General features: G+C 68.7%; 17 protein-coding genes. 6 read left to right on the top strand and 11 right to left on the bottom strand.

Annotated features, from left to right (window positions below):
- Positions 1-70 precede the first annotated feature (70 nt).
- Positions 71-889 (bottom strand): dienelactone hydrolase family protein, encoded by an 819-nt coding sequence (locus tag CEP50_RS11805; protein ID WP_106114013.1) that lies wholly within the window; start codon positions 887-889, stop codon positions 71-73.
- A gap of 125 nt (positions 890-1014) precedes the next feature.
- Here CEP50_RS11805 and glmS point away from each other — a divergent pair, with 125 nt between their 5' ends.
- From glmS to tsaE, 5 genes are all read left to right on the top strand, one after another.
- Complete coding sequence (gene glmS, locus CEP50_RS11800; RefSeq protein ID WP_106114045.1) at positions 1015-2874, top strand: glutamine--fructose-6-phosphate transaminase (isomerizing); 1860 nt, start codon at positions 1015-1017, stop codon at positions 2872-2874.
- Between the two features lie 119 nt (positions 2875-2993).
- Positions 2994-4550, top strand: a complete 1557-nt coding sequence (locus CEP50_RS11795; RefSeq protein WP_106114012.1) for an NAD(P)H-hydrate dehydratase — start codon at positions 2994-2996, stop codon at positions 4548-4550.
- 61 nt (positions 4551-4611) lie between these two features.
- Complete coding sequence (gene alr / locus CEP50_RS11790; protein WP_106114011.1) at positions 4612-5754, top strand: alanine racemase; 1143 nt, start codon at positions 4612-4614, stop codon at positions 5752-5754.
- Positions 5754-6845 (top strand): alpha/beta fold hydrolase, encoded by a 1092-nt coding sequence (locus tag CEP50_RS11785; protein ID WP_106114010.1) that lies wholly within the window; start codon positions 5754-5756, stop codon positions 6843-6845. Before alr ends, CEP50_RS11785 begins: the two co-directional genes overlap by 1 nt.
- Complete coding sequence (tsaE, locus tag CEP50_RS11780; protein ID WP_106114009.1) at positions 6842-7324, top strand: tRNA (adenosine(37)-N6)-threonylcarbamoyltransferase complex ATPase subunit type 1 TsaE; 483 nt, start codon at positions 6842-6844, stop codon at positions 7322-7324. The genes CEP50_RS11785 and tsaE overlap by 4 nt, the downstream gene beginning before the upstream one ends.
- Before the next feature lie 141 nt (positions 7325-7465).
- On the opposite strand, the gene CEP50_RS20130 is transcribed toward tsaE, so the two are convergent.
- The 4 genes from CEP50_RS20130 to CEP50_RS11760 all read right to left on the bottom strand — a co-directional run bounded on the left by CEP50_RS20130 (position 7466) and on the right by CEP50_RS11760 (position 10959).
- Positions 7466-7936 (bottom strand): hypothetical protein, encoded by a 471-nt coding sequence (locus CEP50_RS20130; RefSeq protein WP_181188347.1) that lies wholly within the window; start codon positions 7934-7936, stop codon positions 7466-7468.
- A 135-nt stretch (positions 7937-8071) separates the two neighbouring features.
- On the bottom strand, positions 8072-8437 hold the full coding sequence (locus tag CEP50_RS11770; protein WP_106114007.1) for a MazG nucleotide pyrophosphohydrolase domain-containing protein: 366 nt from the start codon (positions 8435-8437) through the stop codon (positions 8072-8074).
- Positions 8438-8587: 150 nt separating this feature from the next.
- On the bottom strand, positions 8588-10111 hold the full coding sequence (gene metG / locus CEP50_RS11765; protein WP_106114006.1) for a methionine--tRNA ligase: 1524 nt from the start codon (positions 10109-10111) through the stop codon (positions 8588-8590).
- A 122-nt stretch (positions 10112-10233) separates the two neighbouring features.
- Positions 10234-10959: a hypothetical protein gene (locus CEP50_RS11760; RefSeq protein ID WP_106114005.1), complete on the bottom strand. Its 726-nt coding sequence runs from the start codon at positions 10957-10959 to the stop codon at positions 10234-10236.
- 17 nt (positions 10960-10976) lie between these two features.
- Here CEP50_RS11760 and CEP50_RS19910 point away from each other — a divergent pair, with 17 nt between their 5' ends.
- Positions 10977-11195, top strand: a complete 219-nt coding sequence (locus CEP50_RS19910) for a hypothetical protein (RefSeq protein WP_146134802.1) — start codon at positions 10977-10979, stop codon at positions 11193-11195.
- Positions 11196-11281: 86 nt separating this feature from the next.
- Here the strand turns inward: CEP50_RS19910 and CEP50_RS11755 are convergent, their stop codons facing one another.
- The 6 genes from CEP50_RS11755 to fxlM form a co-directional block, all read right to left on the bottom strand.
- Entirely contained in the window at positions 11282-11590 is a 309-nt protein-coding gene (locus CEP50_RS11755; protein ID WP_106114004.1) for a hypothetical protein, read from the bottom strand.
- Between the two features lie 236 nt (positions 11591-11826).
- Positions 11827-12693: a thiopeptide-type bacteriocin biosynthesis protein gene (locus CEP50_RS11750; protein WP_106114003.1), complete on the bottom strand. Its 867-nt coding sequence runs from the start codon at positions 12691-12693 to the stop codon at positions 11827-11829.
- Between the two features lie 12 nt (positions 12694-12705).
- Complete coding sequence (locus tag CEP50_RS11745) at positions 12706-13911, bottom strand: lanthionine synthetase C family protein (RefSeq protein ID WP_106114002.1); 1206 nt, start codon at positions 13909-13911, stop codon at positions 12706-12708.
- Complete coding sequence (locus CEP50_RS11740) at positions 13908-16979, bottom strand: lantibiotic dehydratase (RefSeq protein WP_106114001.1); 3072 nt, start codon at positions 16977-16979, stop codon at positions 13908-13910. Before CEP50_RS11740 ends, CEP50_RS11745 begins: the two co-directional genes overlap by 4 nt.
- Positions 16980-17077: 98 nt before the next feature.
- Positions 17078-17242: an FxLD family lanthipeptide gene (fxlA, locus tag CEP50_RS11735; protein WP_106114044.1), complete on the bottom strand. Its 165-nt coding sequence runs from the start codon at positions 17240-17242 to the stop codon at positions 17078-17080.
- 68 nt (positions 17243-17310) lie between these two features.
- Positions 17311-18549 (bottom strand): methyltransferase, FxLD system, encoded by a 1239-nt coding sequence (gene fxlM / locus CEP50_RS11730; RefSeq protein WP_106114000.1) that lies wholly within the window; start codon positions 18547-18549, stop codon positions 17311-17313.
- Positions 18550-18869 lie beyond the last annotated feature (320 nt).

The raw sequence follows: 18869 nt of genomic DNA, 5'->3' as shown, positions 1-18869 counted from the left end.
ACCCGGTTCCGTGAACCACGGTTCACGGAACCGGGAGGCCGAGTTCTCCACGTGAACCAGCTCACCGGGGTCAGGCGGCGGCCAGCGCTCCGGTGCTGTGTGCTCCGTCGATGCTCGACCCGGCGACGTCGGAGGAGAGCAGCGGGGTGCCCCGCTTGTCCCCGGTGAGCGTGCGCAGGAAGAACGCGGTCAGCAGCGCCCGGGCCAGCCGTTGGGTGCCGTAGTGCGACTTGCCCTGCAACAGCAGTTCGCTCCAGTGCCGCCCCTCGGTGAATCCCAGGTGCCCGGCCTTGCGCAGGGTGCGCAGCTGTACCGGGCCTCCCCAGGCGGAGGCGACGGGTTCCGCGTTGGCGCGGGCGGGGGCGAGCAGGTCCGTCGCCGCGCTCAGTTGCAGCCCGGGCACCGAGACCCGCCGGGCGGCCGCGATCGCCGAGGGCATGGTCTCGGTCGTGGCCATCCCGGCCACCGCCCGGACGCGGGGGTCCTCGGCGGCGGCCAGTACCGCGCAGCCGCCGCCCATGGAGTGCCCGGCCACGCCCAGCCGGTTCTCGTCGACGCTGATCCCGCCGTCGCCGAGGCGGACACCGACACAGACGTCCAACGCCGTGCGCAGGTCGGCCGCGAACAGTCGGTGGGAGGCGAACGGGCCGGTGTGGGTGGCGGGGGCGGCGACCACGAACCCCCAGGAGGCCAGGTGCCGTAGCAACCGCGTGTAACGCCGGGGTGGCTGCAACCAGCCGTGTCCGAAGGCGATGGCCGCCAGCCCGCGCCCGCTGCGCGGGGTGCACACGATCCCGGGCAGCCCCACCAGCGCGAGATCGCCGTGCAGCACCTCGTGCGGTCCGCGCTGGGCGAGCTCGTGCAGCACCTTCTTGGCGTTGTGGGCCATGGTCCGTCACGGTAGCGGATCGGCCGGCGGGTGGGTGGCGGCGACCTGTCGAAGCGGCCCGGACGTCACCCGAGCGGTGGATGCGTATCAGGTTCAGACCACATCTCCTGGCTATGCTGAGGCGCGTGTGCGGCATTGTGGGTTACCTAGGACATCGCCCGGCCCTCGACGTGGTGCTTCAGGGCCTGCGGCGGCTGGAGTACCGCGGTTACGACTCGGCGGGTGTGGCCCTGCTGAACGGATCCGGCTCGTTGGCGGTCGAGCGTTCGGCGGGAGCGCTGTCGAACCTGGAGCAGCGGCTGTCCACCGGTGACCGTGAGCGGTTCGGCGGCACCGGCGGCATGGGGCACACCAGGTGGGCCACCCACGGAGCCCCGACCGACCGCAACGCGCATCCGCACCGCGACGCCTCGGGCCGGGTCGCGGTGGTGCACAACGGGATCATCGAGAACTTCGCCGCGCTGCGTGCCGAGCTCGAGTCCGACGGGGTGGAACTGGGCAGCGACACCGACAGCGAGATCGTCGCCCACCTGGTCGCGCGCGCCTACTCCGAAGGAAGGACCGCTGGGGACCTGCCCGCCACTCTCGGTGAGGTGGCCTCTCGGTTGTCCGGAGCCTTCACCCTGGTGGTCACCCACGCCGACGAGCCGGACCTGATCGTCGCGGCCCGGCGTTCCTCCCCGCTGGTGGTGGGGGTCGGCGAGGAGGAGACCTTCGTGGCCTCGGACGTGGCCGCCTTCATCGAGCACACCCGCGACGCCGTGGAGCTCGGCCAGGACCAGGTGGTCGCCATCGGACGCGGGCACTACCGGGTCACCGACTTCGCCGGCACGGAGGTGGCGGTCAAACCGTTCACGGTCGACTGGGACCTCTCGGCGGCGGAGAAGGGCGGCCACGACTACTTCATGCTCAAGGAGATCGAGGAGCAGCCGGAGGCGCTGGCCAACACCCTACGCGGGCACTTCTCCGGCGGCGTGGTGCTGGACGAGCAGCGGCTCAGCGAGCAGGACCTCCGGGACGTCAACAAGGTGTTCGTGGTGGCCTGCGGAACCGCCTACCACGCCGGGTTGCTGGCCAAGTACGCGATCGAGCACTGGTGCCGTGTTCCGGTGGAGGTCGAGCTGGCCAGCGAGTTCCGCTACCGCGACCCGGTGCTCGGACGGGACACGCTGGTGGTGGCGATCTCGCAGTCCGGCGAGACCGCCGACACCCTGGAGGCCGTCCGACACGCGCGGACCCAGCACGCCCGGGTGCTGGCCATCAGCAACACCAACGGTTCGCAGATCCCCCGCGAGTCGGACGCGGTGCTCTACACCCACGCGGGCCCGGAGATCGGAGTGGCCGCGACCAAGACCTTCCTCGCCCAGATCGCGGCCAGCTACCTGGTCGGGCTCGCGCTGGCCCAGGCCCGGGGGACCAAGTACCCCGACGAGATCGAACACGACTTCGGCGAGCTGGAGGCCATGCCCGAGGCGGTGCGTTCCACGCTGTCCGTGGTGGAGCAGACCCGTGGGTTGGCCGAGAGGCTCTGCTCCGCGAAGGCGGTGCTGTTCCTGGGGCGGCACGTGGGCTACCCGGTGGCGCTGGAGGGGGCGCTCAAGCTCAAGGAACTGGCCTACATGCACGCGGAGGGCTTCGCCGCGGGCGAGCTCAAGCACGGGCCGATCGCGCTGATCGAGAACGACCTCCCCGTGGTGGTGACCATGCCCTCGCTCAAGGGACACCCCCAGCTGCACGCCAAGCTCGTGTCCAACATCCGCGAGATCCAGGCCCGTGGGGCGCACACCGTGGTCATCACCGAGGAGGGCGACGACGCGGTGCGCCCGTTCGCCGACGAGCTCATCGAGGTCCCGGTGGTGCCCACCCTGCTGCAACCGCTGGTCACCACGGTCCCGTTGCAGGTGTTGGCGGCCGAGGTGGCCCGGAACCGGGGTTTCGACGTGGACAAGCCGCGCAATCTCGCCAAGTCCGTGACCGTCGAATAGCGCCCGCCCTCGTCCACGTGCCCCGGAAACGGGGCTCCGCCGCATAGACTCCCTCGGCGAGCCCGGTTCCGAGGCGGTGCCGGGCGGTCTCGTCCGAAGCACCTCAGGAGGAAGTGCCCATGCGCGGAGTGTGGACCCCGGAGCGGATACGCGCGGCGGAGCAGCGCCTGTTCGACACCGTGCCGGAGCCGGTGGTCATGCGGCGTGCCGCGAACGGGGTGGCCCTGCACGTGCGGCGGCTGCTCGGGCGACGTTCCGGCCGTGTGGCGGGACGCCACGTCACCCTGCTGGTCGGTGCGGGCAACAACGGCGGGGACGCGCTGTGGGCCGGTGCGTTGTTGCGGCGCCGTGGTGTCGGGGTGACCGCGGTGCTGCTGGCCCCGGACCGCACGCACCCCGAGGGGTTGCGTGCGCTGCGCGCGGCCGGCGGGCGCGTGGTGCCCGCCGGGACGGAGTCCGGGCTGGCCCCCGAGGCCGCCGAGGCCCTGCGGCGCGGGGACGTGGTCGTGGACGGTGTGGTCGGTCTGTCCGCGCGCGGAGGGCTTCGCCCGCTGGCGGCGGAGGCGGTGGCCCACATCGCCGGGCCGGTGGTGGCCGTGGACCTGCCCAGCGGGGTGGACCCGGTGACGGGGGCGGTGGACGGCGTCGCGGTCTCCGCCGAGCTCACGGTCACGTTCGGCTGCCTGCGCCCCTGCCACGTGCTGGGGGAGGGGGCGCGGCGTTCCGGCCGGGTGCGGGTGGTCGACATCGGACTGGACCCCTGGTTGGAGGCCCCCGACTTCTCCGTTCCGGAAGCCGTCGACGTGGGGGGCCTGTGGCCCGTGCCCGACCGCGAGGACGACAAGTACACCCAGGGGGTGCTCGGGGTGGCCGCCGGCTCGGCCAGTTTCCCGGGAGCGGCGATGCTGACCGCGGCGGGGGCGGTGCGGGCCGCCTCCGGCATGGTGCGTTACGCGGGACCGGCGGCCGACGCGGTGCGCGAGAGGTGGCCGGAGGTCGTGGCCACCGGCTCCGTCGGGGACGCCGGACGGGTCCAGGCCTGGTCGGTGGGGCCGGGGATCGGCACAGGCGGCAGCGGGCGCGAGGTGCTGGCCGCCGTGCTGGAGGCGGGACGTCCGGTGGTCGCCGACGCGGACGCGATCACCCTGTTGGCCTCCGACACCACCCTGTGGGACGCGCGGGACCCGGACGTGCCCGTGGTGCTCACCCCGCACGACGGGGAGTTCGCCCGGTTGACCGGCAGCGCTCCCCGGGACCGGGTCGCCGAGGCGGTGCGGGCGGCGCGGCGCTACGACGTGGTGCTGCTGCTGAAGGGGAACTCCACGGTCGTGGCCGCCCCCGACGGGAGGGTGCTGGTGCATCCCTGCGGGCAGTCCTGGCCCGCCACGGCGGGCTCGGGGGACGTGCTCACCGGCATGATCGGCAAGCTGATGGCCGCCGGGCTGGACCCGCTGTGGGCCTGCGGCTGCGCCGTGCTGGTGCACGCCAGGGCGGCCGAGATCGCCGCCACGGGGCCGGAGCCGGCCCCGGCAGGTGCCGCCGGGGCGCGGTCGTCCTCCGGGGCGGTGGGGGCCCCGATCGGGGCCTCGGCGCTGGTGGAGGCCGTGCCCGCCGCGGTCCGCGAGACACGCGCGGCCGCGCTCGGCGGCCCGCGAGCGCCACGCCCGTCGCGCTGAGTCCGCGCGCGGAACCGGCAGCGGCCGACACCGCACCCGGCCTGTGCGACCATGAGCAGCGATGAACGAGCAATCCGCGCACCGTGCCGACGTGTACGTCGATCTCGACGCCGTTCGGCACAACGTGGAGGTGTTGTCCGCACACGCCCGGAGTTCCGGTGCGCGGACGATGGCTGTGGTCAAGGCCGACGGCTACGGGCACGGGGCCGTGGCCACGGCCCGGGCGGCGCTGCGTTCCGGGGCGGACTGGCTGGGGGTGGCCCTGATCTCCGAGGCCCTCCGGCTGCGCGAGCACGGCGTGCGGGCCCCCGTGCTGTGCTGGCTGTACCGCCCGGAGGACGAGATCGCCGCCGCCGTGCGGGCGGAGGTGGACCTGTCGGTGTCCACGGTCGCCCAGCTGCGCGAGGTGGCGCGGGCCGCCGCCTCGGCCGGGGTCACCGCCCGCGTCCACCTCAAGATAGACACCGGCCTGCACCGCAACGGCGCTTCCGCCGAGGAGTGGGGGAGGCTGGTCGACGAGGCGGCCAAGGCCGCCGCCGACGGGGTCGTGGAGGTGTTCGCGGTCTGGTCGCACCTGGCCTGCGCCGACGAGCCGGGGCATCCCTCGGTCGAGATGCAGGCGCGGCGTTTCCGGGAGGCCTACCTGCGTGCGCTGGAGGCCGGGCTGCGTCCGCTGCGGCACCTGGCGAACTCCGCCGCGCTGCTCACCAGACCGGATCTGCACTTCGACATGGTGCGGCCCGGCATCGCGCTCTACGGGCTGGACCCGGTTCCGCAGGCGGGTCCCCACGACCTGCGCCCGGCGATGACGTTCCGCTCCACCGTGGTGCTGACCAGGCGGATCGCGGCGGGGGAGTCGGTGTCCTACGGCCACTCGTGGACGGCCCCCGAGGAGACCACCGTGGCCCTGGTCCCCGTCGGCTACGCCGACGGTGTGCCCCGGTCCCTGTCCGGACGCATGTCGGTGTGGCTGGGCGGCAGGCGGCGTCCCGTGGTCGGCACGGTGTGCATGGACCAGCTGGTGGTGTGGTGCGGTGACGACCCGGTGCGCGAGGGCGAGGAGGTCGTGCTGTTCGGCCCCGGCGACCGGGGCGAGCCCACGGCGGACGAGTGGGCCCGGGAACTGGGCACGATCCACTACGAGATCGTCACCGGCATGGCCCGGCCACGGGTGAGCAGGACGGTGCCGGAGGAGGAGCCGTGATGAGCTCCCGGCGGGTGGTGGCCTGGTCGGCGGGGGTGCTCGGTGCCGCCGTCACCGGGGCCGTGATGAGCCTGGTCTCCTACGCCTCGCGGTCGGCTCGCCGGGACGACGGAAGCGGCGATCCCGTGGGGGAGGCCGAGCACGCCCGGGAGTCCACGGTCGCCGCCGACGACGGGGTGCCGCTTTCCGTGCTGGAGGTGGGGCCCGCCGACGGCGGGAGCCCCGAGGTGACCGTGGTGCTGGTGCACGGCTACAGCCTGGACTCGCGGTGCTGGCTCTTCCAACGGGTCGAGCTGCCCGAGCTGGTCGACCCCCGCGTGCGGCTGGTGCTCTACGACCAGCGCGGCCACGGCCGCTCCGGCAGGCCCGCTCGTGGTGGCGGCACCATCGAACAGCTGGGCGCGGATCTCGACGCGGTCCTGCGGGCCACGGCGGGAAGCGAACCTGTGGTGCTGGTCGGGCACTCCATGGGCGGGATGACGATCATGGCCCTGGCCGAGCAGCGTCCCGAGCTGTTCGGCCCGTGGGTGCGGGCGGTCGCGCTGCTGGCGAGTTCGGCCGGGCAGGTGGGGGCCCAGGGCCTGCCGAGGCCGTGGCTGTCCCGGCACAACCCGTTGACCGCGGTGCTGGGGGTGTTGGCCGGGTGGCAGCCGGGGCTGGTGGAGCTGGTGCGGCGCGGCGGGGCGCGGGTGACCCGGAGCATGGTCCGCGAGCTGGCTTTCGGGGACCGGGGGGTGGACGCGGAGCTGGTCGAGCTCACCGAGGAGATGATCTCCGGTACCAGTGTGGAGACCGTGACCGGTTTCCTGGAGACGATCGGTGCGCACGACCGCAGGGCCGCGCTGGCCGCGCTGCGTTCCTGCGAGGTGCTGGTGCTGGGTGGGGACGCCGACAGGCTCACCCCGTTCACCCACTCCGAGACGATGGCGGCCGAGCTTCCCGAGGCCGAGCTCGTCCGGGCCCCGGGAGCGGGGCATATGGTGATTCTGGAGCGGGCCGAGCTGGTCACCGCTCGTCTGACAGGTCTGGTGCGGCGCGTGGCGGGCGGCACACGCGCGAGTGATTCCGCGGAGAAGGTGAGCGGCAGGTGACTTCCGATTCGGCGGTCTGGACGTTCGAGCTGGCGACCACCGAGGACACCGAGCGTTTCGGTGCCGCGCTCGGCGCGGTTCTCGGTGCGGGCGACCTCGTGTTGCTGGACGGTCCGCTCGGGGCGGGCAAGACGGCGCTCACTCGGGGCATAGCCACCGGAATGGGGGTGCGGGGGCGGATCACCTCCCCCACGTTCGTGCTGGCCCGGGAACACCATCCCCCGCAGCGGGGCGGCACCACCCTGGTGCACGTGGACGCCTACCGGCTCACCTCGCTGGCCGAGCTCGACGATCTGGACCTGGACACCGAGCTGACCGAGGCGGCCGTGGTGGTCGAGTGGGGTGGTGGTTTCGCCGAGCGGCTGGCCGAGGACCACCTGCTGGTGCGCATCGAGCGTCGCGAGGACGAGACACGCGAGGTCACGCTGAGCCCGCAGGGGCGGCGCTGGCAGGACCGGCTGCCGCCCGCCTTCGGGTGATGGTGCGGGGCCGGAAACCGCGTGCGTCCGTGAGGCTGTGCCTCCCCTGGTCTCGGGTGAGGGGCGTGGTGGGGCACACCTCGTCCGGGATCGAGGGGAGGGCACAGCGGAGCGCTCGTTTTCACCGTACCGCCGGGTGTGTCAGGTGCCCGGAGAAGCGGGCCACAGTTCTATCAGCCAGTCCTCGTTCACTCCGTACACGTCTCCGTCCCGCTCGATCTCTTCCTGTTCCGTCTTCAGGGGGAGGCGATTCACCCGGACTTGCACCCGGCCCGTGTACGGAGCCCGAATCGGTTCCGCCGGCGCCATCATCAGTGTCGCGACGGCCAGTTCGTCGCTGGATATCGTGAAGAAACCGCTGACGTGCTCGGTCGAACGGTTTTTCCGCGGAGGTCGTGTGTAGCAGAGCACTTCGACGCGAGCCGTGTTGTCCTCGTCGCCGCAGTCACTGAATACGGCAATTCCGGTGTCCGTGAAGTGGGCCAGGGAGTCTGGTGGTTCTTCGATGTCGAAGGGGAAGTCCGAGTCGCTTTCCGGGGGCCAGTTCCCGAAGTAGAAACAACCGTGTTCGACTTCTGTTCCGCGTGTTTCCTGCGTGATGAGCTGGTTCATCCTGTGGTGTGAGTTGGATGCGGTCACTTGATACCGGCTTCCGGTGCTTCGTCGTAACTCGCGTCTTCCGGGAGGGGTGGACGGTCCAGTAGGCGGGCGAGCATTGTCCCTGCTCGTTTGTGTCGAACCGACTGTTCAGTGAGGAGTGAAACCGCCCGGCAACTCGGTTCGTTCCTCAGGTTCCCTGGACCAGGTGCGTGTCTCGTTGACGCGTTCCTTGGTGCGTAGGGCGTGGTCGAGGTCGATGTTCAGGCGGTTGGCGACGGCGCAGAGGTAGATCAGCAGGTCGGCGAGTTCGTCGCCGACGTCGCTCGTCGTCGAACCAGCCTCGATCGGCAGGCCGGAGCTTTTGCGGACGGCCTTGCACAGTTCTCCGTACTCCTCGCCGAGTTTGAGGCACTGTTCCAGCACGGGGCTGTCGGCGAAGCCGCGTTCGGTTTCCATCTCGGCGACGTAGCGTTGGATCTCGGCCAGGCCCGCCTGGGTGGGCAGAGGGCGCATCGTGCTCCTTCGGGCGCAGGGTATAGAGACTCCCCGGCGGGCTTCCTTCCCGTTTCGGGGATTTCGCTACGGTTCCCGCTCCCGTGCTGGATTGGTGCCGGATTGACGGGGGTGGCTCTCGGTTGCCCGAGGTGGTCGGTCGAGGTGCGATTACGAGCCTTGCGCGGGGGGTTCGAGGCGTGCGAACAGCGGGGTGGGTTGGGGGAGTTCGGTGTGGCCGTTGCCGAGTTGGGCCGTGACCCGTTGTGCCGCGTCGGGGAGGAACGGGGTCAGTTCGTCGGCGATGAGGCGTGTGGCGTGGAGCAGGGTGGCAAGAACGGTGTCGAGGTGTTTGGTCGCCTCGGTGTCGCCCTGTTTCTCGGCCTTGGCCAGGGTCCAGGGGGTCGTGGTTTCGATGTAGCGGTTGGCCTCGTCAACCAGGGTGAACACGGCGGCCGTGGCGGCGCGGAAGTCGAACCGGTCCATCGCGGCGTCCACGTGGTCTCGGACTGTCTCGCACACCTGAACCAGGGGCTCCTCGGAGGGATGGGTATCGATCTCCGGAGCGATGCCGTCCCGGTACTTGTGGATCATGGACACGGTGCGGTTGACGAGGTTGCCCAGCCCGTGCGCGAGGTCGTCGTTGTGGCGGGTGACGAGCCGGTCGAGGGTGAAGTCGGCGTCGCCGACACGGGGGACTTCGCGAACCAGCCACCAGCGCAGCGCGTCCGTCCCGTAGGTCGCGGCCAGGGAGACCGGATCGACGGCGTTGCCCAGGGACTTACCCAGCTTTTGTCCGTCAACGGTGAGGTAGTCGTGCACGAAGATGGTGCCCGGTGTTGGTTGTCCCGCGCTGAGGAGCATGGCGGGCCAGTACACGGCGTGGAACCGCAGAATCCCCTTGCCGATGACGTGGATGACTTCATCGCCGTTGACCCACCAGTGCTGGTACTCCGTGGATTCGGGGTCTCCGAACTCCAGAGCGGTGATGTAGTTGATCAGGGCGTCGAACCACACGTAGATGACCTGGCTGGGATCGTCGGGCACGGGGATGCCCCAGCCACGGGCACGTTCGACCGAGCGGGAGACCGAGAAGTCCTGCAGGCCCTGGCGGATGAAACCGAGGACTTCGTTGCGGCGGGATTCGGGTTCGATGCGCAGGTCACCGGACTCGATGAGCGCACGCAACCGGTCCTCGTAGCGCGACAGGCGGAAGAACCAGTTCTCCTCGCTGACGTGCTGGGGCGGTTTCAGGTGTTCCGGGCACAATCCGTCGGTGAGTTCGGATTCGGTGTAGAACTGTTCGCAACCGACGCAGTACAGGCCCTCGTAGTGTTGGCGGTAGAGGTCTCCGGCATCGGCGGCGGCTCGCCACAGGCGGTCCACACCCGGCCGGTGGCGGGGGTCGCTACTGGTGCGGATGAAGTCGTCGAAGGAGATGCGCAGCGGTTCGCGCAAGTCATGGAACGCTTGCGCGTTGCGGTCAACGAGATTCTGAGTGGTGATGCCTTCGGCTTCGGCGGCTTGGACGTTCTTCAGCGAGTTGTCGTCGGTGCCGGACAGAAACTTGACCTCGTGTCCACGGTGGCGACGGTGGCGGGCCATCACGTCGGTTTCCACCAGTTCCATCGCGAAGCCCAAGTGGGGCTGGGAATTGACGTACGGGATGGCGGTGGTGATGAACGTGCGCGACATGGGGCGGCTCGCTCTCCGGTCGTGATGGGATTCGTGCAGGCACAGAGTAACGGAAAGACAGCAGAGAGCAGTGGCGGCCAGCATCCGGGATGGCATGCTGGCCGCCAGAGACAGGCGGTGGATCAGCCCAGTGCGACCAGCCGCTCAGCGGCGCCCTCTGCCGTCTCCGTGGTGGGCGGAGCCAGTGGCAGGATGCTGGTGGTCACTCGCGAGCGCAGCCGATTGCCGATGAGCTCCTGTTCCACGGATTCCACCCGCAGAATCTGGTAGGAGGGCACCTCCACAGTCTGTTCCGGCAGGTAATGCGGATAGCTCGTGCTGCCGTAGAGCGTGCTGCCATTCTCCAATTCGGCACGATAGCGAGTGGTAATCACGACCAGACCGGGACCTGCTTGCATCATGATTCCATCGAATGCGGGGATGTGGGCGATGCCGTTCTCCCCACGTCGCAGGTGCGAAACTCCACCCTCCACACGGGAGTGATCGTAGGCATCGCTGGTGCGGAAGTCCGTGGTGGAGATGGCTCGTACGTGGGCCATCAGTTCTCCGGTGCCGGTGTGCATGATGCTTTCCCGGCCCGATCCGGGCAGGTCTCCGCCGATCGTGAGGTACCCACCGGAGGCGCGATGTATTCCCACCGTACCCTCGGTTTCGCGGGCGGCCATAACCAAGGCACGGTCGCAGCACATGAGCACGATCGTGCGCGGGTCCCACCCCGCAGCCATGCGGTCGAAGGTCACGTCCATCTCACTGGTACCGGTCTCGGTATCGACGATCCCACGGCCGGTGCCGTCGATAGCACGGCTGTTGACATATCCCTCGATCCGGTATGCGTGATCCTGACGCATCACAAAATCCTTTCGTCGTGTTGTCGATGATGAATCAGCACAGTAAGAAAGCGCAGCCTGTTGGATATACCGCCATTCAGGTTTCCCTGAAAAAGGGATCATTTTCGTGTTGCTTCGACAATGATTTTGGGCGGAATGACGTGACACCGAGCTTCGGTGTTGGTTCGGTGTTCGGAATTGATGAAGTGCCTTCGCTGTTTTTGACGGCATTCCGTTCGATGTTCCGTTATGCGTAAGGGCCTATCACCCTCAGAACGACTACTGTGAACGTATGGATGGCGATGAGGACCAGTCCGAGGGTGGTGGCTTTTTTGGTGTGCCATCAGCCCAGACACAGCCCGGCCACTCCGGTCCACCAGGTGAGGCTGTCCAGGGTGGCGAAAGCACCGTGTCCGTGCTGAGCGGCATCACCAGTACGATCAGTGCTGGCGTGTTCCAGTGCTGAATCCAGGTCATGCAGAGCGCTGGTTTCGCCGCCGAGTGCTGTGTGGCACATGGCCCGGTGTACCGTGAGGGCTGCGCGCATGGTCGGGGACAGTGTCGCGTCGAACGGAATGAGTCCGAGGGCGTGCTCGGCGTCTCCGGTGGCCAGGATCTGCTGGCTGTGCCGGTAGTTCGTCCAAGCAACCATCGGGGTGTCTCCGGCGGCCTGTGCCACCTGCGTGCCTGGTGCACCCAGGTACGTACTGCTTGTGAACTCGTCTGACGAGATCGACGGTGTCCTGGTTAAGTCCGCGCGGGAGCAGGCGGAGAAACTCGCATCACAGATCTGAACCATCGAAAGCTCGGGACGTCATATCACCCGCTTTCATGTCAGTCAGCGTTTCAATGGTGCAGTCGTCTCACCTGGGCACAGACGGTCAGTGGCTACTTTGTCGAGTGGTTGTTCATGACAACAGTGGTGGCTCGTTCGGACAGCGTTCTTTGTTCCTGGGCGGACAGACCGAGGCGGTTCCAGGTGAAAACCGCGTGGTGGGCCAGCACCGCGCGTAGTCCTCGTTCGAGCTGTCCGTGCTGGGCGTACTCGTGGAGTACGTTCCCGGCGACTGCGAACGCGTCGAGCCAGTCGCGGATCGGTTCGAGCGGCCCGCTTTTGGCCAGGCGTGCCGCGTCGGCGGTCATCAGCCGCTGCATGTTCTGCCGCTGCTGTCGAGTGATCGGTAGTGGGTGGCTGGGCGCGTCGTTGTTGGTGCCTCGCAGTTGGGCGATGCGGTTCCACACGTCGCCCTGCTCGTACCAGTCCAGCTCCGCACCGCGGAGGAAGGCACTGATCAGCATTACGCCGAGCTCCCGACGCCCCGGTTCACGTGGGGACTCTGTGGTGCGTTGGCGGACGAGGTAGTCCAGGATGTTACGGCTGTCGTCGTGGAACAGCCTGTGGGCGGTGGTCATCGCGGTCGCCCCGCCGAAGGCCAGTGTTTCCGGTTCGTAGATGCCATCGACCCATCGAGTCACCTCACCCGTGTCGGTCAGTTTCTCCAGGGTTTGGGCCAGGTAGGTGCGGGCAGTGGTGTCGCCGAGGTAGCGCAGCCGCCAATGAGGGTGTTTGCGTACGAAGAACCACTGGCCGAGACGGCCGTCGCGTTCGGCAGTGGTCAGGGCCGGGTGGAGCCACCGTACGGCGGTGGCTTCGGCGTTGTTCCAGTCAGCCCACTCGATCAGTAGTTGTGGCCAGCAGTCGTGGTCGCCGTCGAAGTCTGCTCGTTCCCTCGGAGTGGTGCTGTCGGGGAGCATGCGTGGTCCTTGTCAGTTCAGTAGGAGAGTCGTGTCCCATGCGCACGAATCGGTGTTGGCGGCTGTGGTGTGCAGCGCGAGGGCCACACCGGCGGCTCCGGTCAGGAACTCCGGCGAGTTCGTGTGCCGGTACTCGATCAACGTGGTGATCAGTGGTGGAAGGTGTTCCCCCAGTTCGTCGGTAACAGCGTCCTCGGCCATGCGCCAGGTGGTTCGCAGGAGTCCGGCGAGTCCGTGGCACAGGCCTGGTTCAGTGAGTGAGTTGCGCTGTTTCGGGTCGGTCAGGCAACCGAGCAGCGCGGTTTCGCTGGTGCGCTGGAGGGCGGTGTCGCCCAGGGCGAGGGCGGTCAGCTGTTGGGCACGGGCCACCCCTGGGGTGCCATAGCACCACGAAGGTCGTCCTGGCCCCGGTATCGAAGCGTCGTCGTGTAGTTGGGTGCAGGTGATCCAGTAGGGCCACCACGGTCCGGTGGGGTGGGGTTGTTGCCAAGTGTCGAGCCAGGCGCGGATTCGGTCGAGGGCATCGAGGTGTCCGTCCACGGTGATGCCGCGACGTGCTGCCTGTGCGAGCAGAGCGAGTGGCCCGGCGATGCCGTGGGCCATGCCGAGGTTGGCGTGTCCGTGGGCGAACGCCGGGTCGGGATCATCGGGGATCGGGGCGTGGCCGACCCACCAGCCTGGCAACCCGTCCGGACGCGGGTGTGTCAGGCGCACCAGGTAGGACAGCACGGCGCGGGTGCTGTTGTGGTGGTTTCGTTGCAGGTGGTAGACCCCGAGGCCGGTGAGCCCGCGCATGAGGTCGTACTCGCGGAAGGCAGCGGGGTCTCCGCGGTTGATGCGGGTGTGGGCGGCGGTCAAGCGGCGGCGGGTCAGGTTCGTGATGCTCGTGTCGAACTGGGACAGAGCACGAGTGAGTATGCCGGGGCGTGCTTGGGTGGCGAGATGGGCGGCGAAGGCGCAGGCTGGGGCTCCGAAGAACAGTCCGACGTTGTCCCTAGCGGACAGGTCACCGCTGAGGGCGATGGTCAGCCAGGCGTGGGCACTCGCCCAGTCGCCGTGGCCGGAGGCGGCGCGTTCACTGTGCAGCAGAGAGATCCCGGCCGCACCTGCGGCCAAGGACTGAGCCGGGGTCCCCGCCTCGGCGAGCTGATCCGGGGACTCGAGGCTGTGGGCGATGTCGGCGGCAGCCTCCAGCGCTGTGTGAACGGTGTGGGTCATGCGGTTCCTCGGTCGCGACGACTGGTGATGCTCAGGGCGGCGGCGCGGGCCAGATGTAGACACCGGCGTTCGCAGTCGGGGTCGATACCGATCATGCGCGCGTGGTGCAGGTGCAGGAAGTCATGCAGGATCGCGGTCGGGGCTGTGGCTTCGGGTGGGGTGATGGATTGGCGGTAATTGATCAGTGCGTGGGCTCGGCTCGTCCATGCGGCCAGGGTGGCCTCGCCGCCGGGCAGTGTGCGCAGTGCCGACCACTGGTTGTGGGGGGTGGCGAGTTCGAGTGTCTGGTCGCGGAGTTCTCGGTTCGGGGCTGGTGTGTGGCTACGGGGAATCTGGTCGACCATCCACTGTGCCCCCTGCTCGATGCTGCCGAGGTAGGAGAGCACTAGGTTGACCATGCTCGCGGCCGTGGTCACCTCGCTGGGCGTGCCCGTGTGGGTGTGTTCCAGCTGCCTGAGCACGGCGGCGGAGTCGGCGGCGAAGACCGATTCGGCCGCGTACATGGCTTCCCCGTCGCCGAACCGGCCGGTTTCGGGACGGTAGGTTTCCAAGCTCATCCCACCCAGTAGGCCCCGATGGCGCAGGTCATCAGCCCAGGCACCGATACGGGTGGCAGCGGTTCCGAAGTCATCTGGATGGTCCAGCCGGATACGCAGCCGCAGATGTGGATGGGGATCGGCATAACGTAGGAACCACCACTGTGGTGGGTTGTCCCATTGGTCCAGAAGCCGGGGCAGATGCTTGGTGAGGAGGTGTGTCTGCCGGTCGGGGTGGCCGTGGAGCTGGGTGTACAACCAGGTTCCGGCTCCGGGCAGATGGCCGTGCTCACGGCCGCGCACGATGCCGGGAGAGTGCGTGCGTGCCGCTGGTGCGGTTGCCGGACTGGCTGTGGAGGCCAGTGGGATGACGAGGTCGTGAGCGCGGCCGTCGATCCAGTCGAAAGCTCCTGGTGGGGGAGCTTCCCGCAGGGTGAGGTCTCCGGCGCGGTCGAGCTCGGTGCGCAGCAGCTGTTGGTGAGTGGGCTCGTCCAGGTTGAGGTGCAGTCGTTGATCACCGTCGCCGAGGTACACGTCGTCGGCGACGTGGAACCGATCTCGCCAGGCAGCCAGTGCCTCGGTCCATGGGGCTGTGTCGTCGTGGTGCGGCAGATCGTGGGAAGTGAGGCTCCACTGGGCGGGGGCCAGGATGCTACGTCGGTAGCGCACGCGCGGTAGATACGGTAGCTGTCCGGTTGCGTGGCCCCAGGTAAAGGGGCCGAGGGTCGGAGTGCGGGCCGTGGTGATCTCGGCCAGGAAACGGGCCAGCGGGTGAGTGTGGTGGGTAAATTCCACGGCGTTGACCATGATCGGCTCAACCGTGTGACCGTGGGTGCGTGAGATGAGGAAGAGGCGGTCGAGATCGCCGGTCACGGCGAGGTCGTCGACAGTGATCCTGTTCACGTTGTGCTCGCCCAAGGACAGCATCTCGGGCAGCACTCTGGGGCTGCGGGCGACGTTGTGGGTACGGGTGTGCAGTGGTGGGCAGGAAAGCTGCACGGGAAGAGCCTCGCGGGCGAGTGTGGGAAACCGCGTGTAGGTCTCCGCCAAGCGCTTGCGTTCGGGCTCGGTGAGCATGTCCAGGAAACGTCCGGTCAGGGTACCTGCGGCACGGGAGATTCCGGTAACCGCCAGTTCGAATTCGCCGCGGTCGATGGCCTCAGGACTCGCGGCGTGGACGCGAAACGACAGCTCACAGTGCGGACGGCGCTGCGGGTTCTCGGAAGGGGAGGCCAGCGTGGACACCGTGTCCTCGTCGAGGTGGACCTCCCGGCGTTGGTCGAGGGCGGCTCGTTGTGCGAGGGCGAGCAACCGTGCGTCCCGCTCGGAGACGCCCTGTTGTCCCACGGTCAGGAGGGAATTCCGGTACCCGGCGGGGTAGCCGAGCCCGGTGTCGGGATCAAGCAGATCGTGGACGGGCACGTACGCGCCGAGGCCGTAGCGTTCGAGGAAACGACGGTGATAGTCGGCCCATTCGGGGCTGCCGTGGGGATGTGGGCTCAGTCGCGTGAGCACGTCCACGGCGGATTCGGCTTCCCGCCAGACCTGCTCGGGAAGGCTCACCGAACAGTCGGCGTGTAGATCCACCGTGACGGGCTTGTCGGTGGCCGCGATGGCCGACATCCGTGTGGACAGGGAACGGCGCAGCGCACCGGGGTCGAACGGAGGGGTCGCGGCGTTGTGCCGGGCGAGGTCGGCCCGCACCTCGCGCAGCTCGTGGATCAACGCGACCATCTCTTTCGGCAGTTCCGCCGCATCGAGGGTGTCGAGTTCGGCCACCACGTGACTCACGGGATCGGTGCTGGTCATGGGAGGAAGCAGGTTGCTGATCAGCACGCGCTGTTCGATCAGCTCGTCCACCATGTGTTCGATCACCGCGAGCGAGGTGCTGGGGAACTCCTGCGCCAACCTGCTCGTCAGGGTGGTCACCGAAACAGGGGTGTCGGCGGTTCGCAGGGCGGTGGCGACGGCACGGGTGTGCCGCATCGAGACCTCGGCGGGTTCTTTGTGGTTCGTGTGGGGTTGGTGGGTGATCACGAGTCGGTCGTCGCGGATCTCGGCGAGGTTGGTGGCCACGACGCGGAGGCGATGCCGGAGTGCTCGACACCGTTCCAACGAAACGATCACGTGGTCGACCCACTCGGCCTCGACACGCGCATGAGCACGGTGATCCCCACCCCAGTGCAGGTTCGTCGTGGAGCCGGTGTGGGCAGGAGCGATACCGGCGAACAAACCGAACGGGGTCGCCCGACTCCGGGCGCGGAGCACATAACGGGTGACAGCGAGGAGGACACGTCGGACGTCCCGGGCCTGTCGCTGCTGCCCGTCAAGGATCTGCCGCACCCGGTCGGCCAACACAGGGCTGGCTTCGGCGATCGCCTCGGCGATCCCGTCCTGGGTCCAGACAGCGTGCAGCCACCGCCGCAGCGGCTCGCTCGATGGTCCGGACAGCTCCGGCCACGGGGGAAGATGTTCCGTCGAGGATCGGGTGGACACACGGAGGAGCGCCGCGTCCGCGCAGGCGTACAGCATCCGTTCACTCCTGTTGTTGGGGAAACGGCCCAGCCACGAGACGCCACGCCCGGTGACATCCGTGGCTGGACCGGAGGGGTCATCCTGCGATCACGAGATCAACACCCGGTTGCCGGGCAGGCGCTTTCGCAGGTCCGCCCACAGTTGTCCTCGGTTGGGCTCTTCAGGTCGGCCACCGGCGCTGCGGCGACGACGGTGACATCGAGGTCGAAGTCCGAGTCCGGCTCGGTACTCGACGACTCCAGTGCGGTGGGCGTGGACATGTCCGACACACTCCTTTCGTGGTGTTCGAATATTTCGGTTCTCTGGCCATGAGCAGCTGTGATGCCGTTCAGGGCCAGAAGATCGCGACACGGGTGTGGGTTCTGTTGAGCACGAACCCGTGGTTCACCCGTTCGTCGGGGGTGTTGGCGGGGTGGATCTCGATGACGGAGCCGGGGCCGTGGCGGTGCTGCCGGTCCCACCGGCGCATCAGGTCGACGTACTGCTCGGCGAGGTTGCCTCCGCGGGGACCGTGGCCGTGCACGCCGAGTTCGATCCGGTCGTTGTCGACGGGGCGCACCGTGGCGCGGTAGGCGAAGCTGTTCCCGTCGACCGCTGCCGGAACTCCTCGGCGGGCCGGACGTTCCACGAGTCCGCGATCGACGGCGGCCTGTTTCGCGGTCAGCATGCCGCAGCCGGGCAGTGTGGTGGTCAGCCACAGGGTCAGGTCGTCGATCATCTCCTGGGCCCCGATGGTGACTGCCGACCACCGCTGTTCAGGCGATGTGGTCAGCGCCTTGCTGAGCCCGGTGGTGTCGAGGTGCTGCTGGTCGTCGAACCGTAGTCCCACGTCCGCGTCGAGCAACGCCACGTGCTCCTCGTGGGCTCCCACGCCCTGCACCGGCACGAACCCACACGGGTGCACACTGCGGCTGGTCAACCGGTCTTCCGCGCGTTCCAGCGCGATCGAGCGCATCACCCCCCGCAGCCGTAGCGGGACGATCAGCCTTCCGTCGTCGGCGAGCTGGTCCAGCCAGGCGGGTGGGATGTCCCACACCCCGACGGTGACCAGGATCCGGTCGTAGGGGGCCTGCTCGGCCACACCGTGCTCGGCGTCGGCGCACACCACCCGCACCCGGTCGTACCCGGACTCGGACAGTCCGTGTCGGGCGCGTTCGGTCACGTCCGTGTCGATGTCGACCGTGGCCACGTGGCCTTCGGCGCCGACGAGTTCGGCGAGCATCGCCGCGTTGACCCCACCGGATCCGATCTCCAGCACCCGCATACCGGGCCGGATCTCGGCCTGCTCCAGCATCTCGGCCTGCATGCTCGGGGCCGAGACGGTCGACAGCGCCGTCCCGTCGTCGTCGCGTTTGAGCACCACCGACCGGTTGGCCTCGTAGGCCTGCCCCGGCGGTGTCTCCGGGGTGAACAGATGCCGGGGCACCACCCGGAAAGCCCGTTCGACCGGATCGCTGCGCAGTGCTCCCGTCCGGCGCAGTTCCTCGACCAGGGCCGCACGCAGCGCATCGGGCCGCGCACCGTCCTGCTCAACACTGTCACCGGTCGGATCTCGTTCTTCGTTCATGCGAACACCTCGTTCACGTCGTTCCCACACCGAGTCCGGTCGGAGGCCGCGTTCTTGTTGACCATCGACGTCTCGGTTCAGGTTGTGTAGTGCACGGTCAGGGTCAGTAGGGACAGGGTGGCCGCATAGACGACGGGCAGGGCCGGTCCGGTGCTGGTCGGCGGCAGCGCCGGTTTCGTGCGCATGTTTGTTTTGGCTGGACTGTTGTTGTGCTGTGGGGGAGGCCCCGGCCGGGTCGGGGGCAACCCGGCCGGGGTGGTGCCGCCGGGCTGGGGAGGGGAGGAGCCCGAGGCGGCACCGGGGCGGAGGCGGACCCGCCG

The sequence above is a fragment of the Actinopolyspora mortivallis genome (genome assembly GCF_003001495.1).
Classification (GTDB): domain Bacteria; phylum Actinomycetota; class Actinomycetes; order Mycobacteriales; family Pseudonocardiaceae; genus Actinopolyspora; species Actinopolyspora mortivallis_A.
Note: the sequence above shows the minus strand (reverse complement) of the source record. Positions and strands in the feature narration are given on the sequence as shown.